We start from the raw sequence: 13,219 nt of genomic DNA on the forward strand, positions 1-13,219 counted from the left end.
GAGAAAACGCGAACAAAAAGAAGCCCCGCACGAGGCGGGGCTTCGATTAGCGACACATCTTGTAGCCGATCAGGCCGACCGGGCCTCGCGCTCGGCCTTGGCTTCCGCCTTGGCCTCGTCGCTGTCGTCGTAGCCGATGTTCGGCGCGAGCCAGCGCTCGGCATCTTCGAACGACATGCCCTTGCGCTTGGCGTAGTCCTCGACCTGGTCGCGGTTGACCTTGCCCAGACCGAAGTAGCGCGACTCCGGATGGGCGAAGTACCAGCCGGACACGGCCGAGACCGGCAGCATCGCGTAGCTCTCGGTGAGCGTCATGTCCGCGTGCTCTTCGGGCTGCAGAAGCTCCCAAAGCGTGCCCTTCTCGGTATGCTCGGGGCAGGCCGGGTAGCCCGGGGCCGGGCGAATGCCCTGGTACTTCTCCTCGATCAGGTCCTCGTTCGGCAGCGCCTCGTCCGGGACATAGCCCCAGTAGTGCTTGCGCACGTACTGGTGCATGCACTCGGCAAAGGCCTCGGCCAGGCGGTCCGCCAGGCTCTTCACGAGGATCGCGTGATAGTCGTCGTTGGCCTTCTCGTATTCTTCGGCCTTCGCGTCGACGGCGCCACCGGCGCTGACCGCAAACGCACCCAGGTAGTCCGGGCCACCGGCCTCCTTCGGCATCAGGAAGTCGGCCAGCGAGTGGCTCGGCTGACCACGGCGCTTCTCGGTCTGCTGACGCAGGTGGTGCAGCTTCTTCAGCACCTTCGAGCGGCTCTCGTCGGTGTAGACCTCGATGTCGTCGTCATTGACGGTGTTCGCCGGGAAGAAGCCGACCACACCACGCAGGGTGACCCACTTCTCCTCGATCATGCGATCGAGCATCTCCTGGCCATCCTTGAACAGCTTGCGCGCCTCTTCGCCCACCTTCTCGTCATCGAGGATGCGCGGGTAGGCGGCGTGCAGCTGCCAGGAGTGGAAGAACGGCGTCCAGTCGATGAAGTTCTTCACCTCGTTCAGGTCGAAGTCATCGAAGCGCAGCAGTACGGAGCCGTCGCCATGCGGGTGCAGCAGCTTCGGCTCGCCCGGCAGCTTGTCGGTCTCCAGCGCCTTCGGCTTGGTCGGGGTGTAGCTCGACCAGTCGATCTGCGGCTTGTTGGAACGCGCCTTCTCCAGGGTGACCCACTGGGTCTTCTTCTTGCGCCCGGCGTTCTGCACGCGCAGCTTTTCGTACTCCTCGCGGATGTCGGCGGCGTACTTCTCGCGCAGCTCGGGGCTGATCAGGCTCTGGGCCACACCCACCGCACGCGAGGCGTCCTTCACCCAGACCACCGGGCCGGAGTAGTTCGGCTCGATCTTGACCGCGGTGTGGGCGCGCGAGGTGGTGGCACCGCCGATCATCAGCGGCGTGCTCATGCCTTCGCGCTCGAGATCGGCGGCGAAGTTGGCCATCTCCTCCAGCGACGGGGTGATCAGGCCGGACAGGCCGATCACGTCGACATTGTGCTCCTTGGCGGCCTTCAGGATCTCGGCGCCCGGCTGCATCACCCCGATGTCGATGACCTCGAAGTTGTTGCACTGCAGCACGACGCCGACGATGTTCTTGCCGATGTCGTGAACGTCGCCCTTCACCGTGGCCATCAGGATCTTGCCGTTGTTCTCGGTGCCGGTCTTCTCGGCCTCGATGTACGGGATCAGGTGGGCCACGGCCTTCTTCATCACGCGCGCGGACTTGACCACCTGCGGCAGGAACATCTTGCCCTCGCCGAACAGGTCGCCGACCACGTTCATTCCGTCCATCAGCGGACCTTCGATCACCTGGATCGGGCGGTCATAGGCCTGGCGGGCCTCTTCGGTGTCGTCCACCACGTAGGTGTCGATACCCTTGACCAGGGAGTGCTCGAGGCGCTTGGTGACTTCCCACTCGCGCCACTCGAGGTTCTCTTCCTTCTTGCCGCCGCCCTGGCCCTTGTACTCCTCGGACAGGTCAAGCAGCCGCTCGGTCGCATCGTCGCGACGGTTCAGGACCACGTCCTCGACCGCTTCCTTCAGCTTCTCGTCGATGTCGTCGTAGACCGCCAGCTGGCCGGCATTGACGATCCCCATGTCCATGCCCGCCTTGATGGCGTGGTACAGGAACACCGCATGGATCGCCTCGCGCACCGGCTCGTTGCCGCGGAAGGAGAACGACACGTTGGACACGCCACCGGAGACCAGCGCATGCGGCAGGTCCTGCTTGATGCGGCGGGTGGCCTCGATGAAGTCCACGCCGTAGTTGTTGTGTTCCTCGATGCCAGTCGCGACCGCGAAGATGTTCGGGTCGAAGATGATGTCCTCGGCCGGGAAGCCGACCTTCTCGGTCAGCAGCTTGTAGGCACGGGTGCAGATCTCGACGCGGCGCTGCTCGTTGTCGGCCTGGCCGTCCTCGTCGAAGGCCATGACCACGATCGCGGCGCCGTAGCGACGGCACAGCTGGGCCTGCTTGATGAAGTTCTCCTCGCCCTCCTTCATGGAGATCGAGTTGACCACCGCCTTGCCCTGCACACACTTCAGGCCGGCCTCGATGATCTCGAACTTGGAGGAGTCGATCATCACCGGCACGCGGGCGATGTCCGGCTCACCAGCCAAGAGATTCAGGAAGCGGACCATCGCGTCCTGCGACTCCAGCATCCCCTCGTCCATGTTGATGTCGATGATCTGGGCGCCGCCCTCGACCTGGTTCAGCGCGACTTCCAGCGCGACGTCGTATTCCTCGTTCTGGATCAGGCGCAGGAACTTGCGCGAGCCGGTCACGTTGGTGCGCTCGCCGACGTTCACGAACAGCGAGTCGTCGGTGATGTTGCACGGCTCGAGGCCGGACAGGCGGCAGGCCGGGGCGATCTCCGGTACCTTGCGCGGCGGGAATTTCTCCACCGCCTCGCGCATCGCGCGGATGTGCTCCGGCAGCGTGCCGCAGCAGCCGCCGATGATGTTCAGCAGGCCCTGCTCGGCCCAGGGGCCGACGTCCGCGGCCATCTGCTCCGGGGATTCGTCGTAGTCACCGAACTCGTTCGGCAGACCGGCGTTGGGGTGCGCGGACACGTGGGTGTCGGCGATGCGCGACAGCTCTTCCACGTACTGGCGCATTTCCTTCGCGCCCAGCGCGCAGTTCAGGCCGATGGAGACCGGGTTCGCGTGACGCACCGAGTTCCAGAAGGCCTCGGTGGTCTGCCCGGACAGAGTACGGCCGGAGGCGTCGGTGATCGTCCCGGAGATCATGATCGGGAGTTCCTTCCCGAGCTCGTCTTCCAGGGTCTTCACCGCAAAGATCGCGGCCTTGGCGTTCAGGGTGTCGAACACCGTCTCGATCAGCAGCAGGTCCACGCCGCCCTCGACCAGGGCCTCGGCAGCCTCCTTGTAGGAATCGACCAGGGTGTCGAAGTCGACGTTACGCGCACCCGGGTCGTTCACGTCCGGCGAGATCGACGCGGTGCGGTTGGTCGGCCCGAGGATGCCGGCGACAAAGCGCGGCTTGTCCGGGGTCTTCTCCGTCCAGGCATCAGCGGCCTTGCGCGCGAGCTTCGCGGATTCGCGGTTCAGCTCGGGGACCAGGTCCTCCATGTGGTAGTCCGCCATCGCGATGCGGGTACCGTTGAAGGTGTTGGCCTCGATGATGTCGGCGCCGGCCTCGAGATAGTCGTTGTGGATCTGCTCGATGATGTCCGGACGGGTCAGCGACAGCAGGTCGTTGTTGCCCTTCAGATCGGACTCCCAGTCCTTGAAGCGCTCGCCGCGGTAGTCGGCCTCCTCCAGCTTGTACAGCTGGATGGTCGTGCCCATCCCGCCGTCCAGAATCAGGATGCGCTCTTTCAGCGCTTTCTCGATGTCGTTTCGCGTTGCCGTCATGTGCGGTACACCATTGTGTTGAATGGATTCATGGTCATGGCCGGGCGTCCAGGCCCGGCGGGAACCCGCCTTTGGGGCGGTGTTCCGGATATTGATGTACGGGCCCGGTCTCCTCTTTTGCGCCCGTCGCGAGTCGTGTCACGATAGCCGTATGCAGGAGCACCCGATCCGTTGGTTTGTCACGGCCCCACAGGCCTGTCCCTATCTGGACGACCGCGAGATGCAGAGCCTGCTGGTCGACCCCGCGGTCAGCCTGGGCGGGGCGCGCTATGGGCAACTGCTCGCCGAGGGCTTTCGCCGCAGCGGCCAGTTCGTCTATCGCCACCACTGCCCGACGTGCTCGGCCTGCGTTCCGGTGCGGATCCCGGTTGCGGATTTCGCACCCAGCCGCAGTCAGCGCCGCTGCCTGAAACGCAATCATGATCTCGCGGTCACAATTACGCGCCCTCCGGACCAGCCCGGGCATACGCCCTGCGCGGATCTCGACGAGCACATGCCGCTGTTCTCACGCTATCTCGCCCACCGCCATACCGGCGGCGGCATGGAACGCATGGGGCGCGACGATTACGCGGGCATGCTTAGCCACCGCAACGGTCCGGTGGATATCCTCGAATTCCGCCGGGACCACGAGCTGGTGGCCGTTGCGCTCACCGACCGCACCCCACAGGGGCTGTCGGCCATGTACAGCTTTTTCGATCCGGAGACCCCGGATCGCGGCCTGGGCACCCTCGCCGTGCTTACGCAGATCGCGCATGCCCGGCGGCAGCGCCTGCCGCATGTCTATCTCGGGTACTGGATCGACCAGGCCCCGAAGATGGCCTACAAGACCCGATTCCGGCCCATCGAGGGCCGGGTGAACGGGGTCTGGAAGCGGCTGACGACCCACCCGTAGCGGCCGCCAGCCCTCCCCGGTCGACTTACTCGGCCGGCTTGCGGAAGCGGAAGATGCCCCAGGTCAGATAACCCGACTGGCCGCCATCCACCCAGTGCTGCAGACCCTGCTTCATGCGGTCGATGTAGTCCTGGGAGATATAGCCACGCAGCTCCTCTTCGCGCGACTCCAGTTCCTGCTTCACACGACCATAATGCGTCGCGATCTGGTTGGAGTGCTCCTCGAAGCTGACCTCGTAGAGCCCCGCTTCCTTGGCCGCCTCGCGATAAAGCGAGGGGCTGGCCAGCGAGTCGAGGTGGATGCGGGCCAGGATCGGATCGAGCACGCCATCCGGGCAGTTGTCGGTCTGCATCGGATCGGTGAAGATCAGCCAGCCACCCGGCTTCAACACGCGCGCGGCCTCCTTGATCACTTCCTTTTTCTTGTCGTTCTGGCTGTGCAGGAACGAGTCCTCCGACCAGACGACATCGTAGGAGGCATCCGGCTCGTCGACCTTCTCGAAGGAGCCGTCGACCACGGTGATCTTGTGGTCGAGATGACGCGCCTTGTTGATCTCGCGATCACGCTCGTTCTCCTTCTCGGAGAGATTGAGCGCGGTCACGTCACAGCCGTAGTTCTCGACCAGGTAGCGGGCCACGCCGCCATACCCGGCACCCATGTCGAGCACGCGCCATTCCGGCTGCGGCTCGCCGAGCAGGTCGGACATATGGGCGACGGTGCGCCGGCTGGCGTCACCGATCGGCTCACCCTGGTACTCGTACATGCCGATGTGCAGGTCTTCGCCACCCCACACCAGCTTGTAGAAGGTATCGGCGTCTTCGCTGTTGTAGTAGTCGCGCGCCGTCTCGACGACGTCGGAATACTGGTTGCTCATCGGTTCTCGTCCTCGATGTAACGCTTGTCGGCGACGTGAATGAAGAAGTCCGGATCCGTCTCGCGGTAGGTTTCCTGGAAATCGCCGTAGGTCTCGATCTGCTGGAAGCCGACCTCGCGCATCAGGCGACGCACATAGGCCTTGCGCAGCGGGAACATGTTCAGGAAGTACTCGGAGCCATCCGGGAAGCGGTACTGGAAGCGGGCCAGCCCCTCATCCACATGCGCCGGCTGCACCTGAACGTCGTCGCCGCAGTAGTAGTACGTATGCTTGGACGAGTAGCCGTGATCCATGATGGTGTCGTAGTTGCGCTGATCGAGGATCAGCACGCCATCGTGGTTCAGGGCGGAGTAGAACTCGGCCAGGGCCTTGCGGCGGTCGTGTTCGTTGAACAGGTGGGTAAAGGAGTTACCCAGGCAGACCACCGCGTCGTAGCGGCCGTAGATGTCGCGATTCAGCATGCGCCAGTCGGCCTGCACGGTGCGCAGGATGTGACCCCGCTTGCGACCGTTTTCGAAGGCCTTGGCCAGCATCTCCGGGGCACCATCGGCGGTCACCACATCGAAACCGGCCTCACGCAGCTGCACAGAATGGAAGCCGGTCCCGGCCGCCACATCCAGCACGCGTTTGGCGCCACGCTTTTTCAGCTCTTCGATGAAGAAGGTGCCTTCGCTCTTGGCACGGTTATCCCAATCGATCAGGTCGTCCCACTTGTCGACAAAACCGGTGGTGTATTCGTTGAGATAGTTCTCGGTATCGCGACGTTCGGTCGGCTTCTCGCCGAAATCCTGATCATTCTTGATGTTCGCGGACATGCTGATTCCTCTTGGCTGTACTGCGTTATTCACGCGGTCCAGCCGACCTTCGGCCGGACCGCCGGAACCAAGCCCACCGGACGCCGTCGCGCACCTCGCTCGGGCGGCACATCGACGATGATCCGGACCGGGCTGACTGCGCCCGGCGATCAGGCGTCCTCTCCCGCAAGCGCGTTGTCGGGCAGCGCCTGCGGCCGGCCTAGGCCGGTTTTCCCTCGCATCCGGAAGGGCAATCGGGCCCAGATGCCGAACCGTGGTCTGGCGGGCCCACCCGCCTGGTTCGGGGAAACGGTAACGGCGCCTCGCAACGCGTCGGGTCGCGGGCGATTTGGTTCCGAAATCGTTTTAATACCCTGAAGGTTTTGCACAAAAATTACAAGTTGTTTTGCGCAAAAGTACGAGCGAACGGCCGCCACGGGGGCCTCGAACACGGACCACCCCTCCTGACGAGCTTCGCTATAATGGGGGCTTTTGATCCTTTCCCAGAGGCCCCCGAATGACCGCCAGCCGCCCCGTCCGCCGCGCCCTGTTATCCGTATCCGAAAAGACCGGCGTAGCGGAGCTCGCGCGCGCCCTGCACGAACGGGGCGTCGAACTCCTGTCCACCGGCGGCACCGCCCGCCTGCTGGCCGAGGAAGGCCTGCCGGTGACCGAAGTCTCGCAGCACACAGGCTTCCCCGAAATCATGGATGGCCGGGTGAAGACCCTGCACCCGCGCATCCACGGCGGGCTGCTCGGGCGGCGCGATATCGACGCCGACGTGATGGCCGAGCAGGAGATCCCGCCGATCGACCTGCTGGTCGTGAACCTCTATCCGTTCGAGGCGACGGTCGCGCGGCCCGGCTGCACACTGGAGGAGGCGATCGAAAACATCGACATCGGCGGGCCGGCGATGCTGCGCGCGGCGGCCAAGAACTATCGCGACGTGGCCGTCGCCACCAGCCCGGAGCAGTACGGCGCCATCGTGGACAGCCTGACCGAGCACGGCGAGGTCCCGGCGCACCTGCGCTTTCGCCTGTCGGTGGCGGCCTTCGACCATGTCGCCCGCTATGACGCGGCGATCAGCAACTACCTCTCGGCGCTGGACGAGAATGGCGAGGCGGAACCCTTCCCGGGTCAACTCAATGCGACCTTCGAACGTGTCGAGGCGCTGCGCTACGGCGAGAACCCGCACCAGCGCGCCGCGTTCTATCGCGATCCCGCGCCGGCACCCGGCTCGCTGGCCAGCTACCGCCAGCACCAGGGCAAGTCCCTGTCCTACAACAACCTGGCCGATGCCGACGCCGCCTGGGAATGCGTGCGCCAGTTCGAGGCCGGGGCCTGCGTGATCGTGAAACACGCGAACCCCTGCGGCGTGGCCGTCGCCCCGACCCAGCTGATGGCCTACGAACGCGCCTTCCAGACCGACCCCACCTCGGCCTTCGGCGGCATCATCGCCTTCAACCGCCCGCTGGATGGCGATACCGCACACGCGATCGTCAGCCGCCAGTTCGTGGAGGTCGTGATCGCCCCGGAAATCACCCCGGGCGCGCTGCGCGCCCTCGCCACCAAGAAGAACGTCCGGGTACTGGAGATCCCGCCGGCCGCCACGGCCCCGGGCCTCGACTACAAGCGCATTGGGGGCGGGCTGCTGGTGCAGGATGCCGACCGCGGCTCGCTCGCGGATGTGGAACTGAAGACCGTGACCGCGCGGGCCCCTTCCGAGCAGGAGACCCGGGACCTGTGCTTCGCCTGGCAGGTCGCGAAGTACGTGAAATCGAATGCCATCGTCTATGCGCGTGACGAACAGACCATCGGGGTTGGCGCCGGCCAGATGAGCCGGGTCTATTCCGCGCGGATCGCAGGCATCAAGGCGGCGGACGAGGGCCTGCAGGTCGCCGGTTCGGTGATGGCCTCGGACGCCTTCTTCCCATTCCGCGACGGCATCGACGCAGCCGCCGAGGCCGGCATCACCGCCGTGATCCAGCCAGGCGGCTCGATGCGCGACGATGAGGTAATCGCCGCCGCCAACGAACACGACATCGCGATGCTGTTCACCGGCATGCGCCACTTCCGCCACTGAGGTCCGTGATGAACGTACTCGTTATTGGGAACGGCGGCCGCGAGCATGCCCTGGCCTGGAAACTGGCCCAGTCCTCGCGCGTACAGCGCGTGCTGGTCGCCCCCGGCAATGCCGGCACCGCGCGCACGGACAAGTGCGAGAACCACGCGGTGGACGTCACCGACATCGATGGCCTGCTGGCCCTGGCCGAGCGCGAAGACATTGCATTCACGGTAGTCGGCCCGGAGGCGCCGCTGGTTGCCGGCGTGGTGGATGCCTTCCGCGCCGCGGGCCGGCGCTGCTTCGGCCCGACGGCGAAGGCCGCGCAGCTCGAGGGCTCCAAGAGCTTCGCCAAGGACTTCATGCAGCGCCACGGCATCCCCACCGCCGCCTACGGCAGCTTCGAGGACGAGGCGGCCGCGCTGGACTTCATCAAGACCCACGGGGCCCCGATCGTGGTCAAGGCCGACGGGCTGGCCGCCGGCAAGGGCGTGATCCTCGCGCAGACCGAGGACGAGGCCTGCGCAGCGGTGCGCGACATGCTGGCCGGCAACGCCTTTGGCGAAGCGGGTCATCGTGTGGTGATCGAGGAATTCCTGCGCGGCGAGGAGGCCAGCTTCATCTGCATGGTGGACGGCGAGCATGTGCTGCCGCTGGCCTCCTCACAGGACCACAAGGCACGCGACGATGGAGACCAGGGGCCGAACACCGGCGGCATGGGCGCCTACTCGCCGGCCCCGGTGGTCACAGACGCGCTGCACGCGCGTATCCTGCGCGAGGTCATCGAACCGACCGTGCGCGGTATGGCCGCCGATGGCGAACGCTATAGCGGCTTTCTCTATGCCGGCGTGATGATCGACGCCGAGGGCAATCCGAAGGTGCTGGAGTTCAACTGCCGCTTCGGCGACCCGGAGACCCAGCCGATCCTGAGTCGCCTGGAGTCGGACCTGACCGATCTGGTCGAGGCCGCGCTGGACGGGCGCCTGGACCAGATCGAAGCACACTGGGATGCCCGCGTCGCCCTCGGCGTGGTACTGGCCGCCGGAGGATACCCGGGCGCCTACCGCAAGGGCGACGCGATCACCGGGCTCGAAGCGGTGGAGAATGACCCCGAGGCCTACGTATTTCATGCCGGGACCGCAACGCGCGAAGATGGCGCGGTCGTGACCGCCGGGGGCCGCGTGCTTTGCGTCGTGGGCCTTGGAAGGGACGTGAGATCCGCCCAAAAAAAGGCCTACGAGGCCGTGCACCGGATCCACTTCGAGGATATATACTGCCGGACAGATATCGGCTATCGCGCCGTCGCTCGCGAGGGATGATCCCGGGCGGCGGCCCACACCCTATTCTGGAGACCGCCGAATGGCCGCCCCCGAAGTAACGCACCTGCCTCACCTCCCCAATGACGTGGAGGGCCTGCGGCAATCGATTCGCGATGCCATCGTCCGCGTGGTGGGTGAAGACCCGCGCAAAGCCACCCACCGCGACTGGCTCGAGGCCCTGGCCTTCGCCATCCGCGAGCGCATGGTGGAACGCCGCCTGCTGACCCGCCGCCAGTTCGCCGAAGAAGACGTCAAGCGCGTCTACTACCTGTCGATGGAGTACCTGATCGGGCGCATGCTCGAGGCGAATCTGCGCAACATGGGCATCCTCGACGAGGCGCGCCAGGCAATGAGTGACCTCGGCGTGGATCTCGACCAGATCGTGGATCTCGAGGACGACGCGGCTCTGGGCAACGGCGGCCTCGGTCGACTCGCGGCCTGCATCCTGGAGTCACTGGCCACCCAGGGCTATCCCGGCTATGGCTATGGCATCCGCTACGAGTACGGCATGTTCCGCCAGGAGTTCGAGCCCCACCGCCAGGTCGAACACCCGGACAACTGGCTGCGTTACGGCAACCCCTGGGAGTTCCCGCGCTCGGATCGCAAGTACTCGATCCACTTCTACGGCTACGTGGTCGAGCACCATCATCCGAACGGCGAGACCCGTTACACCTGGGAAGACGGCGAGGAAGTCCTGGCCATGGCCTACGACTATCCGACCGCGGGCTACGGGCGACGCAACGTGAACAACCTGCGCCTGTGGGCCGCCAAGGCGACCCGCGACTTCGACCTGCGCTACTTCAACGAAGGGGATTACATCCGGGCGGTCGCGGACAAGAACGAGTCCGAGACCATCTCCATGGTGCTGTACCCGAACGACGCCACCGCGATCGGCAAGGAACTGCGCCTGAAGCAGGAGTACTTCTTTGTTTCTGCCTCGCTGCAGGACGCCCTCGAACGCCACCTGGGGCTGGGCTACCCGCTGGACGCCCTGCCGGACAAGGCCGCGATCCAGCTGAACGACACCCACCCCGCGATCGCCGTGGCCGAACTGATGCGGCTGCTGGTCGACCACCACGAAGTGCCCTGGGATCGCGCCTGGGATCTGACCCGGCGGACCTTTGCCTATACCAACCACACCCTGATGCCCGAGGCGCTGGAAACCTGGTCGGTCCCGCTGATGCAGCACGTGCTGCCGCGCCACATGGGCATCATCTACCAGATCAACCACGAGTTCCTGGAAGAGGTCCGGCATCGCTACCCGGGGGACAACGACCGCCTGGCGCGCCTGTCGATCATCGACGAGGAAGGCGAGCGCCGGGTCCGCATGGCGCACCTGGCGGTGGTCGGCTCGCACCACATCAATGGCGTCGCCGCACTGCATACGCGCCTGCTGCAGGAGACCCTGTTCGAGGAGTTCTTTGAGCTCTGGCCGGAACGCTTCGTCAACGTAACCAACGGCGTGACGCCACGGCTGTGGATGATCCAGTCCAACCCGGCCCTGACCGAGCTCCTGGGCCGACGTATCGGCAACGACTGGCAATACGACCTGGAGCGCCTGCGCGCACTGGAACCCTACGCCACCGATCCGGAATTGCAGCGCGAATTCATGGCGGTGAAGCGCGCCAACAAGGCCCGGCTCGCGGACCTGGTGCGCGAACGCACCGGCGTGGAGCTGAACCCGGACGTGCTGTTTGACGTTCAGGTGAAGCGCATCCACGAGTACAAGCGCCAGCTGCTGAAGCTGCTGCACGTAGTGGACCTCTACCGTCGCATCCGCGCCGGCGAAGACATCCCGCCGCGCGTAGTGCTGTTCGGCGGCAAGGCCGCACCGGGCTACGCCCGCGCCAAGGCGATCATCCAGGTGATCAACGAGGTGGCCGACATCGTGAACCACGACCCGGCCGTTGGCGATCGCCTGAAGTGCGTGTTCTTCCCGAACTACGAGGTCAGCTCCGCCAGCATCATCATCCCGGCCGCGGACATCTCCGAGCAGATCTCCACCGCCGGCTTCGAGGCCTCCGGCACCGGCAACATGAAACTGGCGCTGAACGGGGCCCTGACCATCGGCACGCTGGATGGCGCCAACATCGAGATCCGCGATGCGGTTGGCGACGAGAACGTCTTCATCTTCGGGATGACCGCCGAAGAAGTGGTCGAGCACCGCGCCCGTGGCGAACAACCATCCGCCATCCTGAAGCGCACACCCGACCTGGCAGCCGCGGTGGACATGATCGAGTCGGGGTTCTTTACCTGCAACGACGCGGATACCCACCGCGAACTGGGGCGCTACCTGCGCGAAGACGATCCGTTCTTCGTACTGGCCGACTACTCGGCCTACGCGGAGGCCTGTGATCGGGCCGATGCCCTGTACGCGGACCCGGCCGCCTGGGCCGAGGCGGCGATCCACAATGTCGCTCGCATGGGCTTTTTCTCCATCGACCGCACGGTGCGCGACTACGCCAACCAGATCTGGGACGTCACCCCGGAGCCGGTTGCCCCCTCCAAGACCAACGGGGCCGCTTGACGGGTCAGTGTGCCGAGGGCTCGGGGGCGATCGCGCTGTAGATCGCGGAGTAGTCGGCGTTCGCCAGCCCGCGATCCTGCGCCTGCTCCAGTAGCTCCGCCAGCAGTGGGAGCCACGGGCCGATCAGTTGCGCGTCCTCTGCGGCGCGCTCGGCCAGGCGCACGTCCTTCAGCAGGTGCTTGACCGGGAAGTTCGCCGTACCGAAGTCACCGGAGAGCATCTTGTCGAGCTTCTTGTCGAAGGTCGGCGCATACAGCGCCGACTCGCGCAGGATATCCATGAAGGTATCAACGTTCGCCCCTTCACGGCGGACCAGCCCCAGGCTCAGGGAAAAGGCGGCGGTCAGACTGGCGATCAGCTGGTTGAATGCGAGCTTCAGGGCCGCGCCCTGCCCCACCGGACCGACATGCCGCGGGTTCTCGCCCAGCGCCGCGAGGACCGGACGCGCGCGATCGAAATCCGCCTCCGTATCGGCGCCGGCCATGACCAGCAAGCGGCCCTCGCGCGCTTCCGGGATCGACCCCAGTACTGGCGCCTCGACATAACAGGCCCCAGAGCGGCGCAGGTGCTCGGCCAGCTGGCGGCTCTCGGCCGGCAGGATCGTCGCCATCTGGATCACGCAACGCCCGTTCAGCGCGCCTTCCGGCAACGCCCTCAGCACCGCCTGGATCGCGGCGGCATCCGAGAGCATCAGCACCAGGGTATCGGCTCCGGCGACGGCCGCCGCCGGCTCGGTGTGTACCGTTACCCCCTCGCTGGCCAGGTCGCTGGCACGCTCCGGGGTGCGGTTGTAGGCCTCGACGGAAAAACCGGCGCGCAAAAGACGCAGGCCCATGGGTTGCCCCATGAGCCCGCAGCCCAGCAGCGCCACGCGGGACGCAGCCATAGTG

Annotated in this window: 8 protein-coding genes; 4 read left to right on the forward strand and 4 right to left on the reverse strand. The window is 65.6% G+C overall.

Annotated elements, in window-relative coordinates:
- Positions 1 to 69: 69 nt before the first annotated feature.
- Positions 70 to 3,861 (reverse strand): methionine synthase, encoded by a 3,792-nt coding sequence (gene metH, locus F791_RS0104690; RefSeq protein ID WP_019592258.1) that lies wholly within the window; start codon positions 3,859 to 3,861, stop codon positions 70 to 72.
- Between the two features lie 151 nt (positions 3,862 to 4,012).
- On the opposite strand from metH, the gene F791_RS0104695 reads away from it, so the two are divergent.
- A complete protein-coding gene (locus F791_RS0104695) occupies positions 4,013 to 4,753 on the forward strand; it encodes an arginyltransferase (RefSeq protein ID WP_018138239.1) in 741 nt (246 codons plus the stop codon).
- A 25-nt stretch (positions 4,754 to 4,778) separates the two neighbouring features.
- Here F791_RS0104695 and F791_RS0104700 read toward each other — a convergent pair whose 3' ends face one another.
- On the reverse strand, positions 4,779 to 5,627 hold the full coding sequence (locus tag F791_RS0104700; protein ID WP_018175154.1) for a methyltransferase domain-containing protein: 849 nt from the start codon (positions 5,625 to 5,627) through the stop codon (positions 4,779 to 4,781).
- Positions 5,624 to 6,442, reverse strand: coding sequence for a class I SAM-dependent methyltransferase (locus F791_RS0104705; RefSeq protein WP_018175153.1), 819 nt, complete (start codon positions 6,440 to 6,442; stop codon positions 5,624 to 5,626). The genes F791_RS0104700 and F791_RS0104705 overlap by 4 nt, the downstream gene beginning before the upstream one ends.
- A gap of 496 nt (positions 6,443 to 6,938) precedes the next feature.
- On the opposite strand from F791_RS0104705, the gene purH reads away from it, so the two are divergent.
- Genes purH through F791_RS0104720 form a run of 3 tightly spaced genes read left to right on the forward strand, consistent with a single transcriptional unit; the run spans position 6,939 to position 12,329 of the window.
- Positions 6,939 to 8,504 carry a bifunctional phosphoribosylaminoimidazolecarboxamide formyltransferase/IMP cyclohydrolase gene (gene purH, locus F791_RS0104710; RefSeq protein WP_019592259.1) on the forward strand — a complete coding sequence of 522 codons (1,566 nt, stop codon included), beginning with the start codon at positions 6,939 to 6,941 and terminating at the stop codon, positions 8,502 to 8,504.
- 8 nt (positions 8,505 to 8,512) lie between these two features.
- Entirely contained in the window at positions 8,513 to 9,802 is a 1,290-nt protein-coding gene (purD, locus tag F791_RS0104715) for a phosphoribosylamine--glycine ligase (RefSeq protein ID WP_018138235.1), read from the forward strand.
- A gap of 40 nt (positions 9,803 to 9,842) precedes the next feature.
- A complete protein-coding gene (locus F791_RS0104720) occupies positions 9,843 to 12,329 on the forward strand; it encodes a glycogen/starch/alpha-glucan phosphorylase (protein WP_018649169.1) in 2,487 nt (828 codons plus the stop codon).
- Between the two features lie 4 nt (positions 12,330 to 12,333).
- Here the strand turns inward: F791_RS0104720 and F791_RS0104725 are convergent, their stop codons facing one another.
- Positions 12,334 to 13,215, reverse strand: coding sequence for an NAD(P)-dependent oxidoreductase (locus F791_RS0104725; RefSeq protein ID WP_018175150.1), 882 nt, complete (start codon positions 13,213 to 13,215; stop codon positions 12,334 to 12,336).
- Positions 13,216 to 13,219: the final 4 nt, after the last annotated feature.

The organism is Thioalkalivibrio sp. ALRh (assembly GCF_000381425.1).
Lineage (GTDB): Bacteria > Pseudomonadota > Gammaproteobacteria > Ectothiorhodospirales > Ectothiorhodospiraceae > Thioalkalivibrio.

Bases quoted from the DNA above. Each gene is read 5' to 3' on its own strand.
- purH (WP_019592259.1), top strand. From the start codon at position 6,939: ATGACCGCCAGCCGCCCCGTCCGCCGCGCCCTGTTATCCGTATCCGAA.
- F791_RS0104725 (WP_018175150.1), bottom strand. From the start codon at position 13,215: ATGGCTGCGTCCCGCGTGGCGCTGCTGGGCTGCGGGCTCATGGGGCAA.
- F791_RS0104720 (WP_018649169.1), top strand. From the start codon at position 9,843: ATGGCCGCCCCCGAAGTAACGCACCTGCCTCACCTCCCCAATGACGTG.
- purD (WP_018138235.1), top strand. From the start codon at position 8,513: ATGAACGTACTCGTTATTGGGAACGGCGGCCGCGAGCATGCCCTGGCC.
- F791_RS0104705 (WP_018175153.1), bottom strand. From the start codon at position 6,442: ATGTCCGCGAACATCAAGAATGATCAGGATTTCGGCGAGAAGCCGACC.
- F791_RS0104695 (WP_018138239.1), top strand. From the start codon at position 4,013: ATGCAGGAGCACCCGATCCGTTGGTTTGTCACGGCCCCACAGGCCTGT.
- metH (WP_019592258.1), bottom strand. From the start codon at position 3,861: ATGACGGCAACGCGAAACGACATCGAGAAAGCGCTGAAAGAGCGCATC.
- F791_RS0104700 (WP_018175154.1), bottom strand. From the start codon at position 5,627: ATGAGCAACCAGTATTCCGACGTCGTCGAGACGGCGCGCGACTACTAC.